This window comes from Flavobacterium sp. 40-81, assembly GCF_001898245.1.
GTDB lineage: Bacteria > Bacteroidota > Bacteroidia > Flavobacteriales > Flavobacteriaceae > Flavobacterium > Flavobacterium inviolabile.
This window is the reverse complement of sequence record NZ_MKTM01000040.1, coordinates 25,682-40,157: the sequence shown is the minus strand read 5'-3', so window position 1 is coordinate 40,157 and position 14,476 is coordinate 25,682. Positions and strand designations below refer to the sequence as shown.

Here is a 14,476-nt window from a genome sequence, read left to right as displayed (position 1 = left end):
TAATTCTACTAATGAGTTTTTAGCGAAAGCTAACCTGCTGTTGGTGTTTACTGTTTTCATGTTTTTTAGTTTTAAGATTAATGTGCCTCACTTGGAATTAATACTGTAATAATGATCGATACAATGATCACCGGAGTTCCTCCTCCGTTTACGTCGTTTAACTGGTTGTCGTTTAATTCTACTAAAGAGTTTTTAGCGAATGCTAACTTGTTGTTGGTGTTTACTGTTTTCATGTGTTTTTTAGTTTTAAGATTATGATTTAAGAAGCTAAATAGGTTACTACGGCTACGGAAACGGCTATTGATAGGGCAACTACGGATCCTCCGTTGACATCCTGTAACTGATCGTCATTTAATTCTACTAAGGAATTTTTAGCGAATGCTAACTTGCTGTTGGTGTTTACTGTTTTCATGTTTTTTAGTTTTAAGATTATTAATTAAGAAGCTAAATAGGTTACTACAGCTACGGAAACGGCTATTGATAGGGCAACTACCGATCCTCCGTTGACATCCTGTAACTGATCGTCGTTTAATTCTACTAAGGAGTTTTTAGCGAAAGCTAACTTGCTGTTGGTGTTTACTGTTTTCATGTTTTTTAGTTTTAAGGTTATTAATTAAGAAGCTAAATAGGTTACCACGGCTACGGAAACGGCTATTGATAGGGCAACTACGGATCCTCCGTTAACATCCTGTAACTGATCGTCGTTTAATTCTACTAAGGAGTTTTTAGCGAAAGCTAACTTGCTGTTGGTGTTTACTGTTTTCATGTTTTTTAGTTTTAAGGTTAAATTATGCTGTTAAATATGCGACCATTGCTGTGGTTACCGCTACGGTAACGGATACGGATATTATTGAGCCTCCGTTTACATCCTGCAACTGATCGTCGTTTAATTCTACTATGGCATTTTTTGCAAAGGCTAATTTGCTGCCGGTGTTTGCTGTTTTCATGTGTCCTGGATTTAAGAACTTGCTTCTATGATTAGCTTTGTAAAAATTGATAATGGTAAGAATGTCGAAGTTCCTCCGTTGATTTCGTTCAATTGAACAACATTCAACTCTGTTAATGAGTTTTTAATGAATGTCAACCGATTCAATGTGTTTACTGTTTTCATATTTTTAATTTTTTATTGGTTAAAAAAAGCCATACCTACCCCGGTGCAAGTGAAAAACGCTGTTTTCATTACATACTGTTTTACGTGATGTCGAATGCTGTTTTATTCCTTCACCAGGCGGAGGGCTACGAAAAGTATTGCTTGTTCTGCCGGAACTATGCCGCTAAAAATTGATCCTGGACAATCGTTTTTACAGAGATACATACGCATCCTGAGCAGGTTTCACCACCAAGTATTGTGGATCCTCCATTGATTCCCATCATTTCCATTTGATTCAATTCTGCTACTGAACTTTTAGCAAAAGCCAGTTTATTACTGTTTGATGTTTTCATGTGTTTGGTGTTTAATAGTTATTCCTTTATTTTTTTAATTACTCGCCAGTTCTTTGTCCAAAAGCGTGATTACAATAATTGATGACGGGAAAAATACCGTTGCTGTACCACCATTGATTTCAGACAATTGTGCATTGTTAAGTTCTACCAGTGCATTCTTTGTGAATGCCAATTTGTTGATTTGCTGTGTTTTCATGTTTTTAAATTTTTAATTGGTTAAAAAAAGCCATACCTATCCCGGTGCAAGTGAAAAACGCTGTTTTTCATTACATACTGTTTTACGTGATGTCGAATGTTGTTTTACTCCTTCACCAGGTGGAAGGCTACGAAAAGTATTGCTTGTTCTGCCGGAACTATGCCGCTAAAAATTGATTCTGGATAATTGTTTTTACAGGGATACATACGCATCCGGGACAGGTTTCACCACCAAGTATTGTGGAGCCTCCATTGATTCCCATCATTTCCATTTGATTCAATTCTGCTACTGAACTTTTAGCAAAAGCCAGTTTATTACTGTTTGATGTTTTCATGTGTTTGGTGTTTAATAGTTGTTGCTTTATTTTTTGTTTAATTCGCCTGGAACTTTGTTAAGTTTCTTATCGGTCCGGGAACCAATACACAATCTCCGCAGATCAGTGTTGTCTGTCCGTTATTAGTATCTCCGCCACCTACAATCTCATTCATAAAGATCAGGTCCAGTTCTGTAATCACGCTCTTTTTAAAAAGAAGCGTTTCTTTGTTTGCTTTTTTCATTATTGAAGTTGTTTCGTGATTTTTGTGATTATAGGACATAAACAGGTCGATATCGGCATTCCGTCCAGTATTGAATTACCCCCGCCATTAATGGATGCAAGCGTGTTTCTGCTTAGCTCTACTACTGCATGTCTCTTGAAAGACAGTTTATTTGTTTCTGATGTTTTCATACGATTTGTTTAAAAATTTGACACTATTCTACTTTGTTGACCATGGTCAGCATTGTCATCATAACCAGGGAAGTTCCCCCAACTATTGTTACCGTCCCTCCAATAATGGAAGCCATTTTCTGTTCGTTTAACTCAACCAATGATTGCTTGGTAAACTCCAGTTTCGTTGTTCTTTGTGTTTTCATCTGTCTGCTTTTTATTTTATGAATCTACTCTTTCCGTTATGGTTTGTAATGTCAGTGTGATTACAAAAGTCCCGCTGGGCGTTATGGTTCCTCCGACAATTGCTTTCATTTTCTGCTCGTTTAACTCAACCAGTGACTGCCTGGTAAACTCCGGTTTGCCAACCGTTTGCTTTTTCATGCGGTTGTCTTATAACAGTGTAATATCCTGATCCGGATGTCCTACGGTTAAATTGATCAGCGAGGTTGTCCCAATGAATATTGTTGACGTTCCTCCTGCAATAGCAGCCATTTTTCCATCGTTTAATTCCACTAAAGCACTTTTGGTAAACTCCAGTTTATTTGTTGTCTGTTTTTTCATGATATACGTTTTTAGTTGATTAATAATCATAGTAATCCCATTGCAGTATAGCACATTATGCTACTTGCCTTTCAAATTGTAAATGTGTAACAGCGAGGTAAGGCGAACGTCCTATTTGGATCTATCCTCTTATTTCCAAAACAACAGTTCCGGTTACAAACATTGCTCTTGCAGCCACTATTTATTCGGCTGTTTGCACTTACCGCCACATTGTTACATTATTCTGGCATACGGCTATTCCTAAAACTGGTTCAGGTGTCCAAGCTGACGGGTAACCACCACACAGTCCCCACAGATAAATGTTGTTGGTCCGTCATTGGTATCGGCACCTCCTGCAATCTTTCTCATTGCAGTCATATCCAATTCAACAATAGCATTTCTTTTAAAAGCCAGTTTGTTTGTTTCTTGTGTTTTCATGATGTAAAAGTTTTGTTTGTTATTATTCCGCTGTATGCTCAATCATGTCCAGGCCAATCGTCGCGATCAGGGATGTCCCGGTTACCACAATGACAGACAGTAGCGATGTTCCGCCGGCAATTGCCGACATGGTTCCTTCATTTAGTTCCACTAATGTGTTTTTGTGGAAATCCGGTTTATTCGCTGTTTGTTTTTTCATGACGCTACTTTTTAGTCGATGACATTCTCAATACGGCTTGTGATTACCACACAGTCTCCACAGATAAATGTGGTGGCTCCGCCTATAACCTGTCCCATGGACACTACATCTAATTCTACTACTGAATTTGATTGGAATACTAACTTGTTTGTTTGCTGTGTTTTCATAATATTTTTGTTTTTTTTGTTGTTAATTAAAATCCATAGTAATCCCCCTGCAGTACAGCATTACCATGCTACTTACACCTATTTGTCCGTTAAAATATGAGGGAATACTTTCGTTATCTCAAAACGAAAACTGGAAACTGTTTGTTATAGTCCTTCAAAGAGTACTATCCGGGTGACCGATATACAGACACATCCCGTACAGGTTTCAACTACAATTGTATTTCTTCCATTTTCATGTAAAGTTTCCAGATTGTTTAATTCGATGGCATCACTCTTGGTGAACTCCAGTCCGCTACCTGTACTTTGTGTCTTCATACTGTTCGATTTTTAAACCTGTGGCTGCATCATTTCTTTTAGCTTATCGCCAATATAGTTGACAATGCTATTCCAGGATCCTCCGTTAATACTATCCAGTTGACGGTCATTTAATTCCACTACTGCGTTCTTGGCAAATGCCAGTTTATCGCTGTTTTTAGTTGTTTTCATACCCGTTATTTTTTAAACCTGAGGTTTGATCATATCTTTAATTTTATCCCCGATATAATCGATGATGGCTCCCATAGATCCTCCGTGGATATTCTCTAATTGACGGTCGTTTAATTCTGCTACCGCTTTTTTAGCAAAAGCTAACTTGTTGTTGGTTGTTGTTTTCATAATGATATTGATTTGAATTAATACAGTTTTGTTTTTTAAGGTATTCGCTCCCCAATAAGCATTTTCGTGAAAAGGCTCACCGGAAAAGGTTTTTGTAAAGGAAAAATCATGTATTCATAAATATTATGGCAATGATTTTTCCTTCTATAGAAATCTTACAGCTGTTGTAACTTCGTAATATTTCTTATTGGTCCCGGTAACGGGATACAATCACCACAAATAATGGTTGTTTGCTCACCAGCGTCAATAACTGTGGTTCCGCCTCCTACTACACTTCTCATTGAAGCTAAATCTAATTCCATAATTGAATTCTTCTTAAAATGAAGCATTCCTTTGTTTGCTTTTTTCATGATTTAAAAAATTTAGTGATTATAAAATAGTTAACATTTGTTTTTAAAGAATTACGCGTTGTAATCCTGCTTTTTTTACTTACTCAGGCATTGCCATGCTGTACATTTCATCCATATAATGCCCTTTGCTGGAATTAACGCAGAGTGTGCAGCTTAATGTGTTTCCAACCAGTACACCGGTACCGCCTTTAATTCCTTTTAACTCCTCTCTGTTCAATTCCACTAATGAATTTTTAGAGAAAAACAACTTGTTTGTTTCTTGCTTTTTCATGATTTGTGTTTGTATTTAGTTAATAGATACTTTGTTCAAAATACTTTTGAATAACTAATCACACGGGAATCGGATTGCTTTAACTTATTACTGCTTTTTTTGCTTTGATACAAAAATTCGGGCAATTGCTTTTACAAAACGCTTAACAGAAGCGTAAAATCCGGATTCTTTTTCTGTCTCATCGTTCAACTCGACAATCGTGTTTCTTTTAAATCGTGACGGATTAATAATTTTTTTCGTTTTCATGGCTTTTTATTATTTACTTTTTCATGTTGTTGCTCACCAAAGGCAATAAAAATGCTTCTATACCGTATGAACAGCACACAACAATCCTTTTATTCGCATAACGTCAATCTGACGGGTACATCTGACAACAGAGGGTACAACAATGCCGGAATAAAATCATTTCATTAAATCGCCTGTTTAAAATGCTAACAAGCGGTTCTGATTATCCTTTTAATTAAGGATGTAAAATTTACCAACGAAAGGAAGTGAGTAGTACTTTTTAAGGAGGGATCTTTTATGCAAAGCTTGACTTTGATAAATAAAAGATTATCTTTGTAAAGATACTCCAACCTAAATTTGTTGGATTTCGTTTTGTAATTCATTCTATAAAACAGGGCCTTCCACGCTCTGTTTTATTTTTTTGTGTTTTTTTAGTAGCTACTCATATCAGAGATACTTTCGCTACCTAAAAACCCATCTGTTAATGTTTTTAAAACGTTAAGAATAAATTCTCTCATTTCTCATTCATCAACAGGACAAAGTAAATTCTATTTTTTTTCTCCCACAAACAAAGAATGCCTATTTTTATAAAAAAACAGGCATCTTTAAAGGTTTTAAAATATTGATTTACAGTATTTTATAAAATATATTTTATTTTTATGCAGCTTCTGATTTATGCTTCATTTCTTCTATTTTTTTGATGTAAACCGAAGGTGTAATGCCTGTTGCAGCCTTAAAATATTTCGTAAAAGAGTCCGAACTTTTATATCCGATCTCGTCTGCAATGGAATTTACAGAGTATGCACGCAGCTTAGAATTGTTCTTTAGCTCTAAAATAACGTAGTTAATTCTCAGTTCATTAATATAGGTACTGAAACTTTTTCCCAATTCATTGTTTACAATCTTGGAAAGATAAGCTGTATTGGTCTTCAATTTCTTGGCTACATTGTGTAATGTACAGTCCTGACGCAGGAAATACTTCTTTTCCTGCAGTTTCTCCAGCTTTTCAAGGATATCGTTAACTCTTTCGTCTTTAATAATAAAGGTAGCGTCCGAAGGAACAATATCATGCGATTCACTATCTTCTTCTTCCTGCAGTGCCTCTTCAAACGATTCCACCGATCCGGCTGTCACTTCTTCTTCCGGTTCCAGTATATCCTCTTCTTTACTGACGGTTATATTCGGAATAAGCTGGCTTTCCAGTATCTCTTCCTTGGTCGTTACTTTTTCTTCCTGGGCTTCTAATATCTTTTTGGCTTCAAAATCATTGATCTTCCCGATCAGGATATCAAATTTCTCCTGGTTCATTCTTTCATTTCTCCTGTTTCTATAGTAGAAAAAGCCCAAAGAAGCGATTAACAGCACCACGGCAATGATTAAAATATTCTTTTGTTTTACCTCATCGGTTTTTTCCTTGTCAATTTTTTCAATATCCAGTTTGTGCAGATCTTCCAGCGTACCGATTTTTTTAGCCGATTTTTTAGTATTCTCATCAATAAACTTCTGATAATAGAAATTGGACTGGCTGATACTGTCCACTGCCTTATAGTTTTCCGCCAGCAGCTTGTAATAATCTGCCAGCTCTTCAGGAGAAAAATCAGATTTCTTTTGTTTTAAAAGTCCCTGCTTTAAAATCACATTCGATTTGTTGAACTCTTTTCGTTCTGTCAGCAAACCGGCTAAACTCAGCATAATAGAAGCTTCTATCCGGCTGCTTTTTATTTTTACCGATTTGTTTAACGCTTCGTTTAAAATCAATTCCGCTTTTGGAAAATCGTTTTTCTTGATATAACTCTGCCCTTTTACATTTAAAAAATAGGCTTCCAGCTCTTTATCATTGAACTTTTTACAATAGTTAAGCCCTTTATCGATATAAATTAAAGACGAATCCGGTAAATTCATTTTTAAATAAGTCTTTGCGATTTTCAGTTCCAGCAAAGCCAATTCCGGTTTGGACAACTCCTCAGCATGATATTTTTTAAAAACAGCCAGCGCCTCACTGTGCTTCCCGATCTCATATTTAATATTCGCAATACTGATACTGATGCTTCGAACGCTGTAATTGTCTTTTAATTTGTTGGCTAACTGCAATGCTTCATTATAAAGCAGTAAAGACTGTTCAAAATTATAGGCCTGATACAGCATACTGGCCTTATTCATTTTTGCCCGCAACACCAGACCCTGATTGTTCAATCCATAGGCTTTTATAATTGCTTTATCACAAAAATAAAAAGCGCTATCAGTCTCTGATAGCGTCATGCATACATATCCCAGATAATTGTAGGCAATAATCGCCTCCTCCTCTTCTTTTCTTTTTTCACTTAAAGAAAGATAGCTGTGGATGTATTTTTTAGCAAGTGCCGGGTTATTATAAATGTACTTCTGGATAGAATCTTTTAACTGATTTTTTAAATCTGATGCTGAAATCGTTTGAAAAGACAATACAATTAAACAAAAAAGAATTCTTTTTACTGAGGATAACAACATATTTTAACAGGTTTTTATAATACAAAAATAATGTTTTTTTATTAACGGCAATACCCGGTTAACGCATTGATTTATAACAAATTACAAAGTCGAAAAACGGTGTGTTTTTTTATAAATTTCGGCTTACTACCCTTTGATTGTCAGGTATTTAGACCTAGTTTTGGGTAATCAATAAAAACCCACAAAAACCCACACATTATGAAAACTACAAAAAACAATTTACTTTCGTTCAAAAAAACAGCAATCATTGAACTTTCAAAAAAAGATTGTTCTAAGATAAAAGGAGGTAACGATATAACGGATCCGGACAGAAGCGGAATATTTTCCTTACTGTGTCCTACCACGCACCCCACAAGACCATAACAAGAAAAAGAGCCTCAACGGAGGCTCTTTTTTTTGGCTATATGTTAAACTTATTTTAATGAAAATAATCCCTGTTACCAAGACATTTTAAATACCTAAATTTGCAACACACTAAAAACAAGTTATTATGTTTCCATTACACAGAAATAGACGGCTGAGAACAAATGATGCCATTCGCTCATTAGTTCGAGAAACTTCGCTAAGTCCAAATGATTTCATGTTTCCAATGTTTGTTGCAGAAGGAAAAGACATAAAAATCGAAATTCCTTCCATGCCGGGCATATACCGTCGTTCGTTAGACCAAACGGTAAAAGAAGTAAAAGAATTATGGGATTTGGGAATCAAAGCGGTCAATATCTATGTAAAGGTCAGCGATTCGTTAAAGGACAATACCGGAAAAGAAGCCTGGAACAAAGACGGCCTGATGCAGCAAACCATTAAAGCGATTAAAGACGCTGTACCGGGAATGATTGTAATGCCGGATGTAGCTCTGGATCCGTATTCTATTTACGGACATGACGGAATCGTTGAAAACGGACAAATCATCAACGATGCAACGGTAGACGCCCTTACCCGGATGAGTGTGAGCCATGCCGAAGCCGGAGCCGATTTTGTTGCTCCCAGCGATATGATGGACGGAAGAATCCTTGCCATCCGGAAAGCGTTGGAACAAAGCGGTTTTCACGATGTCGGAATCATGAGCTACAGCGCTAAATATGCCTCCTCTTTTTACGGACCTTTCCGCGATGCCTTAGACAGTGCTCCGGGATTTGGCGATAAGAAAACCTACCAGATGGATTATGCCAACCGTATTGAAGCCATAAAAGAAGCCTTGGACGATGTAGAAGAAGGAGCAGATATTGTCATGGTAAAACCGGGTATTGCCTATCTGGATATCGTTAGGGAAATAAAAGACACCGTACACGTTCCCGTAGCAGTATATCAGGTTTCCGGAGAATATGCCATGGTTAAAGCCGCTGCAGAAAAAGGCTGGTTAGACCACGATAAGATCATGATGGAACAACTGTATTGTATTAAAAGAGCCGGAGCTAGTATTATCTCCACCTATTTTGCAAAAGAAGCGGCAAAACTAATGCAGTAACCGTATGAAAAAAGTAGTATTGATCATCAGCAGTATTGCACTGCTTGCTTCCTGCAATAAAAAAGAAGAAAAAAAACCTTCCCTATATCCCGAAACTAAAAAAACGGAAGCCCAGTTACAACTGGAATTAGGCCAGGAAATCTTTGACGGTAAAGGCATGTGTTATTCCTGTCACAAACCGGATCAGAAAATAATCGGGCCAAGCATTAAAGAAATTGCCCGGATATACAAAGAAGAAGGTGCCAGCATAGTCGAATTTCTGAAAGAAAAAGGCGATCCGATTGTAGATCCTACACAATACCAGTTAATGAAAGCAAATTTTGCCATTACCAAAAACCTGCCGGAAGAAGAATTAAAAGCTTTAGAAGCTTATATATTAAGCCATTCCAAATAAAATTTAAAAAAGCCATCTTTCGATGGCTTTTTTTTAGCTAACATTTTGAATTGCAGGAAACAAATCAAAAAAGTATCTTTATCCGATGGACACTATTTTTATAAAAACACCCCTTGGAATCACAAAAATTGACGGTGATGAAAACGGCATTTCGGCAATAACCGCCGGCAATGACGGAAATATTTCAGCACCAGACCAATATCCGGTACACCTTCAGGAAGCTGCAATACAACTGGAAGAATATTTCGAGGGAAAAAGAACGGAATTTACGTTTAAGCTAAATCCGGCTGGTACCGAATTTCAGCAGAAAGTATGGAAAGCGCTGCTGGACATTCCGTTCGGAAAAACAATGTCCTATCTGGAACTGTCCAAAATATTGGGCGATGTAAAAGCCATCCGTGCTGTAGCGGCGGCTAACGGAAAAAATCCGTTGTGGATAGTCGTTCCCTGTCACCGGGTTATCGGCTCCGACGGTTCCTTAACCGGTTATGCCGGCGGTTTGTGGCGCAAAAAATGGCTGCTGGATCATGAAAATCCCATCAAGCAGCAAACTCTTTTTTAATATCCCGGCCGAATTTCAAAAACTATCAATAATTTCCTTAAATTCGTAAGACACGTCGTTAATGCTGTACTTATGAAATTCCTTAAAAAATTCCTGATCTGGTTTACTGTCGTTCTGGCAAGTATTATTATCATCATGTATATTTTTGATGTTGACTATTTATTACGCGCCGTCAGAACCATTTATTTTAAAGGATATACCACTGCCTTTTTAGAGGATTATAAAGATTTTCCAAACAGAGAAATAAAAAAAGGAACCGCACAGCCCTGGGCTATTGCCAAAGACTATAATGCTGTTCCGGCCACTCCGGAACTTGCCAAAACACACAAGGAACTGCAAACGGTAGCCTACCTGATCATTAAAAACGACAGTATCTGGCATGAAAGCTATTTCGACGGTTACGGAAAAGATTCTAAATCCAATTCCTTTTCGATGGCTAAAAGTATTGTTTCGGCCAGCCTCGGAAAAGCCATTATGGATGGAAAAATAAAAAGCCTTGACCAGAAAGTATCCGATTTCTTTCCGGAAATGCAGGGTAAATATGCCAAAGACGTCACCGTTGGCGATTTGTCGTCCATGGCCTCCGGCTTAAACTGGGACGAACATTATTACAGCCCTTTCTCGATTGTGACCCGTGCCTATTTCGACAGCGATTTGAAAAAAGTAATCCTGGGACTGAAAGTAACGGAACAGCCGGGGAAAAAATTCGTATATCTGAGCGGTGCTACCGAATTACTGGCCATGGTTATTGAAAAAGCAACCGGCGAATACCTTTCCGATTATGTTTCCAAAAATTTCTGGCAGCCAATGGGTGCCGAAAACGATGCTTTATGGCAACTGGATCACGAACCGGACGGTATTGAAAAAGCCTTCTGCTGTATTGCCAGCAATGCCCGTGATTTTGCCCGTTTCGGAAAACTGTACAAACAACACGGAAAATGGAACGGAAAACAAATACTGGACAGTACCTTTGTAGCGAAATCCATTACACCGCGTTTTGCCGATGCTCCGGAATATGGTTACGGATGGTGGCTGCATACCTATCTTGGAAAAAAAATGTATTATATGCGCGGTCACTTAGGCCAGTTTGTAATTGTCGTTCCGGAAGACAACCTGATCATTGTCCGTTTAGGGCATTTAAAAGGATTACAGACCGAAACAGACCCGCATAGTAATGATTTCTATGTGTATGTAGGAGAAGCCTATAAAATGCTTGAAAAAAGAAAATAAAACGATTTACCCCATACAAGCCATGTTAGAAAAAATCCATTTCGAAAATATTCTTTTTCTGGACATCGAAACCGTACCGGAAGCAGAAAATTTCAAAGCCTTAGACGAAACCAAACAGGAACTGTTCAGTTCCAAAACACAATACCAGCGCAAAGACGACTTTACGCCGGAAGAATTTTATGACAGAGCCGGTATCTGGGCCGAATTTGGAAAGATTATCTGTATCTCTGTCGGTTATTTTACTTTCCGGGGCGACATACGCCATTTTCGCGTGACCTCTTTTTTCGGAGACGAAATAACCATCCTGAAAGATTTCAGCAATCTGCTCAGTAACCATTTTAACAAACCGCAGCACATCCTGTGTGGTCATAATGCCAAAGAGTTTGACTTTCCGTTTATTGCCCGGAGAATTATTATCAACGGGCTTAGCATTCCCCCGAAACTGAATTTGTTTGGCAAAAAGCCATGGGAAATTCCGCATCTGGACACTATGGAATTATGGAAATTCGGGGATTTCAAACATTATACTTCTTTAAAATTACTGGCAAACATTTTGGGTATTCCCTCTCCTAAAGACGATATTGACGGAAGTGAGGTCGCCCATGTTTTTTATGTTGAAAAAGATATTGACCGCATCATCCGGTATTGCGAAAAAGACGTTATCGCCGTAGCCCAGATTTTATTGCGCCTGCGAAGGGAAGATTTACTAATTGAAGAAGAAATCATCTTCGTTTAATTACATTTGCAGTAATGAAAACCCCACTTTTACAAATAGACCATGTAACAGTTGCTTTCAAAAAAGAAGGAAACTGGACACCTATCGTTAAAAACAGTTCCTTTCAGCTGCATGAAAATGAGATCCTGGGAATTGTAGGCGAATCCGGATCCGGTAAATCGGTGACCTCCCTGGCTATTATGGGCCTGCTTCCGAAAGCGATTTCAAAAATTTCGGAAGGCGCAATCCTTTTTGAAGGGAAAAATATCGCTGACCTGACGCCAAAAGAACTGCAAAAATTCAGGGGAAATGATGTTGCCATGATTTTCCAGGAACCGATGAGTTCGTTAAATCCTTCTTTAAAGTGCGGTTATCAGGTTGCCGAAATATTACAGCAGCACACTTCGCTTTCTAAAAAAGAGATCAAACAGGAAGTCATTGCCCTTTTTGAAAAAGTAAAACTTCCCGATCCGGAAGTTATTTTTGACAAATACCCGCATCAGATTTCGGGCGGACAGAAACAACGGGTCATGATAGCCATGGCCATTGCCTGTAAACCCAAGATTTTAATTGCCGATGAACCCACAACCGCTCTGGATGTTACCGTTCAGAAGGAAATTATTCTATTGCTGAAAGAATTACAGCAGCAAACCAGAATGAGCATTTTGTTCATTTCCCATGATTTGTCTTTGGTTTCCGAAATTGCCAACCGCGTTTTGGTGATGTACAAAGGCGAAATTGTAGAACAGGGTGCCGCCCATCAGATTTTTAAAAATCCGCAGCACAATTATACCAGGGCATTAATCGCTTCCCGTCCGTCACTGGAAGTCCGCGTAAAACGTTTGCCAACAATTCAGAATTTCCTGGACAACAGCATTGACAATACGATCATTACTCCGGAAGAGCGAGCCGAAAATCATAAAAAACTATACGCACAAACGCCATTATTAGAAGTGCAAAACGTTGAAAAAGAGTACTTTTCAACGGCCGGTTTATTTGGCAAAAAAACGGCGTTTAAAGCGGTCAACAATGTCAGTTTTGCCATATATGAAGGCGAAACGCTCGGACTGGTAGGAGAAAGCGGCTGTGGAAAATCGACTTTGGGAAATACAATATTACAGCTGGACAAAGCAACAGCCGGACGTATTCTATACAAAGGAAAAGATATTACCAACCTGACCACTTCCGAAATCCGCTCCCTGCGAAAAGAGATACAGATTATTTTTCAGGATCCGTATTCTTCCCTGAATCCGAGAATCCCGGTTGGAAAAGCCATCATGGAACCGATGCAGGTACACGGTTTGTATGAAAATGATACCGAACGCAAACAAAAAACAATCGAAATACTGGAACGGGTTGGCCTGGGAGAAGAATATTTTAACCGCTACCCGCATGAATTTTCCGGCGGACAACGGCAGCGTATCGGAATCGCGCGTACCATTGCTCTGCAGCCCAAAATAATCGTTTGTGACGAATCGGTTTCGGCACTTGACATTTCGGTACAGGCACAGGTATTGAATTTACTGAACGAGTTAAAAGAGAATTTTGGCTTTACCTATATTTTTATTTCCCACGATCTGGCAGTTGTTAAATATATGTCCGACCAGGTTTTGGTGATGAACAAAGGAAAAATTGAAGAAATGGCTGATGCCGATATTTTATATGCAGATCCGCAAAAAGACTATACCAAAAAGCTTATTGCAGCAATCCCGAAAGGGAGTTAAATAAAAAAAGCAGCTCGTGGGAGCTGCTTTTTTTATTTATCATCTGTTTAGTCAATCTTCATTTCCGGAATATCTCCTTCAATAATCAGATTGGCTTCCGTTGCTTTTACAATTTCTTCAACAGTAACACCCGGCGCTCTTTCCAGAAGTTTGAACCCGTTTGGCGTAATTTCCATAACCGCCAGTTCCGTTACTACTTTTTTAACGCAGCCCACACCGGTTAACGGCAGCGTGCATTGTTTTAATATTTTCGATTCGCCCGCTTTGTTTACGTGCATCATCGCAACAATGATATTTTCTGCAGAAGCTACTAAATCCATAGCGCCTCCCATTCCTTTTACCATTTTCCCGGGTATTTTCCAGTTTGCAATATCGCCGTTTTCAGAAACTTCCATAGCGCCTAAAATCGTTAAATCAACATGCTGTCCTCTGATCATTCCAAAACTGGTAGCCGAATCAAAAAAGGAAGCACCTTCCAAAGTGGTGATCGTTTGTTTTCCGGCATTGATAATATCCGCATCCTCTTCTCCTTCAAAAGGAAACGGACCCATTCCCAACACACCGTTCTCACTCTGGAATTCCACACTGATTCCCTGTGGAATATAGTTGGCTACCAATGTAGGTATTCCAATTCCTAAATTCACAAAATATCTGTCTCTTAGTTCCTGCGCAATTCTTTTTGCAATTCCTATTTTATCTAATGCCAT

Annotated in this window: 30 protein-coding genes; 7 read left to right on the top strand and 23 right to left on the bottom strand. The window is 38.3% G+C overall.

Annotated elements, in window-relative coordinates; all coding sequences use genetic code 11:
- Nucleotides 1–77 precede the first annotated feature (77 nt).
- The 22 genes from BGO42_RS15635 to BGO42_RS15535 all read right to left on the bottom strand — a co-directional run bounded on the left by BGO42_RS15635 (nt 78) and on the right by BGO42_RS15535 (nt 7,679).
- Nucleotides 78–233 (bottom strand): class IIb bacteriocin, lactobin A/cerein 7B family, encoded by a 156-nt coding sequence (locus BGO42_RS15635; protein WP_177730720.1) that lies wholly within the window; start codon nt 231–233, stop codon nt 78–80.
- Nucleotides 234–259: 26 nt separating this feature from the next.
- Entirely contained in the window at nt 260–412 is a 153-nt protein-coding gene (locus BGO42_RS15630) for a class I lanthipeptide (RefSeq protein ID WP_177730722.1), read from the bottom strand.
- Nucleotides 413–436: 24 nt separating this feature from the next.
- Nucleotides 437–589 (bottom strand): class I lanthipeptide, encoded by a 153-nt coding sequence (locus BGO42_RS15625; protein WP_177730722.1) that lies wholly within the window; start codon nt 587–589, stop codon nt 437–439.
- A gap of 24 nt (nt 590–613) precedes the next feature.
- Nucleotides 614–766 (bottom strand): class I lanthipeptide, encoded by a 153-nt coding sequence (locus tag BGO42_RS15620; RefSeq protein ID WP_177730722.1) that lies wholly within the window; start codon nt 764–766, stop codon nt 614–616.
- A 22-nt stretch (nt 767–788) separates the two neighbouring features.
- Nucleotides 789–947, bottom strand: a complete 159-nt coding sequence (locus BGO42_RS15615; protein ID WP_273244201.1) for a class I lanthipeptide — start codon at nt 945–947, stop codon at nt 789–791.
- 11 nt (nt 948–958) lie between these two features.
- On the bottom strand, nt 959–1,111 hold the full coding sequence (locus BGO42_RS17930; RefSeq protein WP_353681434.1) for a class I lanthipeptide: 153 nt from the start codon (nt 1,109–1,111) through the stop codon (nt 959–961).
- A 155-nt stretch (nt 1,112–1,266) separates the two neighbouring features.
- Complete coding sequence (locus tag BGO42_RS15610) at nt 1,267–1,443, bottom strand: class I lanthipeptide (protein ID WP_177730730.1); 177 nt, start codon at nt 1,441–1,443, stop codon at nt 1,267–1,269.
- A 34-nt stretch (nt 1,444–1,477) separates the two neighbouring features.
- Nucleotides 1,478–1,639: a class I lanthipeptide gene (locus BGO42_RS15605; protein WP_273244199.1), complete on the bottom strand. Its 162-nt coding sequence runs from the start codon at nt 1,637–1,639 to the stop codon at nt 1,478–1,480.
- A 157-nt stretch (nt 1,640–1,796) separates the two neighbouring features.
- On the bottom strand, nt 1,797–1,973 hold the full coding sequence (locus BGO42_RS15600; RefSeq protein ID WP_273244197.1) for a class I lanthipeptide: 177 nt from the start codon (nt 1,971–1,973) through the stop codon (nt 1,797–1,799).
- 37 nt (nt 1,974–2,010) lie between these two features.
- Nucleotides 2,011–2,196, bottom strand: a complete 186-nt coding sequence (locus BGO42_RS15595; protein WP_177730736.1) for a hypothetical protein — start codon at nt 2,194–2,196, stop codon at nt 2,011–2,013.
- Between the two features lie 193 nt (nt 2,197–2,389).
- Entirely contained in the window at nt 2,390–2,551 is a 162-nt protein-coding gene (locus BGO42_RS15590; protein ID WP_177730738.1) for a hypothetical protein, read from the bottom strand.
- Nucleotides 2,552–2,567: 16 nt separating this feature from the next.
- On the bottom strand, nt 2,568–2,729 hold the full coding sequence (locus BGO42_RS15585) for a hypothetical protein (protein WP_273244194.1): 162 nt from the start codon (nt 2,727–2,729) through the stop codon (nt 2,568–2,570).
- A 9-nt stretch (nt 2,730–2,738) separates the two neighbouring features.
- The gene (locus BGO42_RS15580) at nt 2,739–2,909 is read right to left on the bottom strand and encodes a class I lanthipeptide (RefSeq protein WP_177730740.1); all 171 of its coding nucleotides are present in this window, start codon (nt 2,907–2,909) and stop codon (nt 2,739–2,741) included.
- 240 nt (nt 2,910–3,149) lie between these two features.
- Nucleotides 3,150–3,326 carry a class I lanthipeptide gene (locus BGO42_RS15575; protein WP_177730742.1) on the bottom strand — a complete coding sequence of 59 codons (177 nt, stop codon included), beginning with the start codon at nt 3,324–3,326 and terminating at the stop codon, nt 3,150–3,152.
- Nucleotides 3,327–3,348: 22 nt separating this feature from the next.
- Entirely contained in the window at nt 3,349–3,525 is a 177-nt protein-coding gene (locus BGO42_RS15570; RefSeq protein WP_273244191.1) for a class I lanthipeptide, read from the bottom strand.
- A gap of 311 nt (nt 3,526–3,836) precedes the next feature.
- Nucleotides 3,837–4,007, bottom strand: coding sequence for a hypothetical protein (locus BGO42_RS15565; RefSeq protein ID WP_177730746.1), 171 nt, complete (start codon nt 4,005–4,007; stop codon nt 3,837–3,839).
- A 12-nt stretch (nt 4,008–4,019) separates the two neighbouring features.
- Complete coding sequence (locus tag BGO42_RS15560; protein ID WP_177730748.1) at nt 4,020–4,178, bottom strand: class I lanthipeptide; 159 nt, start codon at nt 4,176–4,178, stop codon at nt 4,020–4,022.
- A 12-nt stretch (nt 4,179–4,190) separates the two neighbouring features.
- The gene (locus tag BGO42_RS15555; protein WP_177730750.1) at nt 4,191–4,346 is read right to left on the bottom strand and encodes a class I lanthipeptide; all 156 of its coding nucleotides are present in this window, start codon (nt 4,344–4,346) and stop codon (nt 4,191–4,193) included.
- A gap of 155 nt (nt 4,347–4,501) precedes the next feature.
- Complete coding sequence (locus tag BGO42_RS15550) at nt 4,502–4,696, bottom strand: hypothetical protein (RefSeq protein WP_177730753.1); 195 nt, start codon at nt 4,694–4,696, stop codon at nt 4,502–4,504.
- Nucleotides 4,697–4,775: 79 nt separating this feature from the next.
- Entirely contained in the window at nt 4,776–4,967 is a 192-nt protein-coding gene (locus tag BGO42_RS15545) for a class I lanthipeptide (RefSeq protein WP_177730755.1), read from the bottom strand.
- 87 nt (nt 4,968–5,054) lie between these two features.
- Nucleotides 5,055–5,213, bottom strand: a complete 159-nt coding sequence (locus BGO42_RS15540) for a hypothetical protein (protein WP_273244187.1) — start codon at nt 5,211–5,213, stop codon at nt 5,055–5,057.
- Nucleotides 5,214–5,849: 636 nt separating this feature from the next.
- Nucleotides 5,850–7,679, bottom strand: coding sequence for a helix-turn-helix domain-containing protein (locus BGO42_RS15535; RefSeq protein ID WP_177730759.1), 1,830 nt, complete (start codon nt 7,677–7,679; stop codon nt 5,850–5,852).
- Between the two features lie 198 nt (nt 7,680–7,877).
- Between BGO42_RS15535 and BGO42_RS15530 the strand changes: the two genes are divergently transcribed.
- The 7 genes from BGO42_RS15530 (at nt 7,878) to BGO42_RS15500 (ending at nt 13,769) form a co-directional block, all read left to right on the top strand.
- Nucleotides 7,878–8,042: a hypothetical protein gene (locus BGO42_RS15530; protein ID WP_177730761.1), complete on the top strand. Its 165-nt coding sequence runs from the start codon at nt 7,878–7,880 to the stop codon at nt 8,040–8,042.
- Nucleotides 8,043–8,169: 127 nt separating this feature from the next.
- On the top strand, nt 8,170–9,144 hold the full coding sequence (gene hemB / locus BGO42_RS15525; RefSeq protein ID WP_177730763.1) for a porphobilinogen synthase: 975 nt from the start codon (nt 8,170–8,172) through the stop codon (nt 9,142–9,144).
- 4 nt (nt 9,145–9,148) lie between these two features.
- The gene (locus BGO42_RS15520) at nt 9,149–9,538 is read left to right on the top strand and encodes a c-type cytochrome (RefSeq protein ID WP_177730765.1); all 390 of its coding nucleotides are present in this window, start codon (nt 9,149–9,151) and stop codon (nt 9,536–9,538) included.
- An 85-nt stretch (nt 9,539–9,623) separates the two neighbouring features.
- Nucleotides 9,624–10,100: a methylated-DNA--[protein]-cysteine S-methyltransferase gene (locus BGO42_RS15515; RefSeq protein ID WP_273244183.1), complete on the top strand. Its 477-nt coding sequence runs from the start codon at nt 9,624–9,626 to the stop codon at nt 10,098–10,100.
- 72 nt (nt 10,101–10,172) lie between these two features.
- Nucleotides 10,173–11,330: a serine hydrolase domain-containing protein gene (locus tag BGO42_RS15510; RefSeq protein WP_273244181.1), complete on the top strand. Its 1,158-nt coding sequence runs from the start codon at nt 10,173–10,175 to the stop codon at nt 11,328–11,330.
- 22 nt (nt 11,331–11,352) lie between these two features.
- Nucleotides 11,353–12,066, top strand: a complete 714-nt coding sequence (locus BGO42_RS15505; protein WP_273244179.1) for a 3'-5' exonuclease — start codon at nt 11,353–11,355, stop codon at nt 12,064–12,066.
- 14 nt (nt 12,067–12,080) lie between these two features.
- Complete coding sequence (locus BGO42_RS15500; RefSeq protein ID WP_273244177.1) at nt 12,081–13,769, top strand: ABC transporter ATP-binding protein; 1,689 nt, start codon at nt 12,081–12,083, stop codon at nt 13,767–13,769.
- A gap of 47 nt (nt 13,770–13,816) precedes the next feature.
- Here the strand turns inward: BGO42_RS15500 and BGO42_RS15495 are convergent, their stop codons facing one another.
- Nucleotides 13,817–14,476: a CoA transferase subunit B gene (locus tag BGO42_RS15495; RefSeq protein ID WP_273244175.1), complete on the bottom strand. Its 660-nt coding sequence runs from the start codon at nt 14,474–14,476 to the stop codon at nt 13,817–13,819.

Coding starts and splice junctions, on each gene's coding strand:
- BGO42_RS15550 (WP_177730753.1), bottom strand. CDS start 4,696: ATGAAAAAAGCAAACAAAGGAATGCTTCATTTTAAGAAGAATTCAATT.
- BGO42_RS15625 (WP_177730722.1), bottom strand. CDS start 589: ATGAAAACAGTAAACACCAACAGCAAGTTAGCTTTCGCTAAAAACTCC.
- BGO42_RS15535 (WP_177730759.1), bottom strand. CDS start 7,679: ATGTTGTTATCCTCAGTAAAAAGAATTCTTTTTTGTTTAATTGTATTG.
- BGO42_RS15620 (WP_177730722.1), bottom strand. CDS start 766: ATGAAAACAGTAAACACCAACAGCAAGTTAGCTTTCGCTAAAAACTCC.
- BGO42_RS15530 (WP_177730761.1), top strand. CDS start 7,878: ATGAAAACTACAAAAAACAATTTACTTTCGTTCAAAAAAACAGCAATC.
- BGO42_RS15635 (WP_177730720.1), bottom strand. CDS start 233: ATGAAAACAGTAAACACCAACAACAAGTTAGCATTCGCTAAAAACTCT.
- BGO42_RS15570 (WP_273244191.1), bottom strand. CDS start 3,525: ATGAAAAAACAAACAGCGAATAAACCGGATTTCCACAAAAACACATTA.
- BGO42_RS15630 (WP_177730722.1), bottom strand. CDS start 412: ATGAAAACAGTAAACACCAACAGCAAGTTAGCATTCGCTAAAAATTCC.
- BGO42_RS15585 (WP_273244194.1), bottom strand. CDS start 2,729: ATGAAAAAGCAAACGGTTGGCAAACCGGAGTTTACCAGGCAGTCACTG.
- BGO42_RS15615 (WP_273244201.1), bottom strand. CDS start 947: ATGAAAACAGCAAACACCGGCAGCAAATTAGCCTTTGCAAAAAATGCC.
- BGO42_RS15610 (WP_177730730.1), bottom strand. CDS start 1,443: ATGAAAACATCAAACAGTAATAAACTGGCTTTTGCTAAAAGTTCAGTA.
- BGO42_RS15590 (WP_177730738.1), bottom strand. CDS start 2,551: ATGAAAACACAAAGAACAACGAAACTGGAGTTTACCAAGCAATCATTG.
- BGO42_RS15495 (WP_273244175.1), bottom strand. CDS start 14,476: ATGGCATTAGATAAAATAGGAATTGCAAAAAGAATTGCGCAGGAACTA.
- BGO42_RS15605 (WP_273244199.1), bottom strand. CDS start 1,639: ATGAAAACACAGCAAATCAACAAATTGGCATTCACAAAGAATGCACTG.
- BGO42_RS15510 (WP_273244181.1), top strand. CDS start 10,173: ATGAAATTCCTTAAAAAATTCCTGATCTGGTTTACTGTCGTTCTGGCA.
- BGO42_RS15545 (WP_177730755.1), bottom strand. CDS start 4,967: ATGAAAAAGCAAGAAACAAACAAGTTGTTTTTCTCTAAAAATTCATTA.
- BGO42_RS15575 (WP_177730742.1), bottom strand. CDS start 3,326: ATGAAAACACAAGAAACAAACAAACTGGCTTTTAAAAGAAATGCTATT.
- BGO42_RS15560 (WP_177730748.1), bottom strand. CDS start 4,178: ATGAAAACAACTAAAAACAGCGATAAACTGGCATTTGCCAAGAACGCA.
- BGO42_RS15580 (WP_177730740.1), bottom strand. CDS start 2,909: ATGAAAAAACAGACAACAAATAAACTGGAGTTTACCAAAAGTGCTTTA.
- BGO42_RS15595 (WP_177730736.1), bottom strand. CDS start 2,196: ATGAAAAAAGCAAACAAAGAAACGCTTCTTTTTAAAAAGAGCGTGATT.
- BGO42_RS15540 (WP_273244187.1), bottom strand. CDS start 5,213: ATGAAAACGAAAAAAATTATTAATCCGTCACGATTTAAAAGAAACACG.
- hemB (WP_177730763.1), top strand. CDS start 8,170: ATGTTTCCATTACACAGAAATAGACGGCTGAGAACAAATGATGCCATT.
- BGO42_RS15600 (WP_273244197.1), bottom strand. CDS start 1,973: ATGAAAACATCAAACAGTAATAAACTGGCTTTTGCTAAAAGTTCAGTA.
- BGO42_RS15515 (WP_273244183.1), top strand. CDS start 9,624: ATGGACACTATTTTTATAAAAACACCCCTTGGAATCACAAAAATTGAC.
- BGO42_RS15565 (WP_177730746.1), bottom strand. CDS start 4,007: ATGAAGACACAAAGTACAGGTAGCGGACTGGAGTTCACCAAGAGTGAT.
- BGO42_RS17930 (WP_353681434.1), bottom strand. CDS start 1,111: ATGAAAACAGTAAACACATTGAATCGGTTGACATTCATTAAAAACTCA.
- BGO42_RS15500 (WP_273244177.1), top strand. CDS start 12,081: ATGAAAACCCCACTTTTACAAATAGACCATGTAACAGTTGCTTTCAAA.
- BGO42_RS15505 (WP_273244179.1), top strand. CDS start 11,353: ATGTTAGAAAAAATCCATTTCGAAAATATTCTTTTTCTGGACATCGAA.
- BGO42_RS15555 (WP_177730750.1), bottom strand. CDS start 4,346: ATGAAAACAACAACCAACAACAAGTTAGCTTTTGCTAAAAAAGCGGTA.
- BGO42_RS15520 (WP_177730765.1), top strand. CDS start 9,149: ATGAAAAAAGTAGTATTGATCATCAGCAGTATTGCACTGCTTGCTTCC.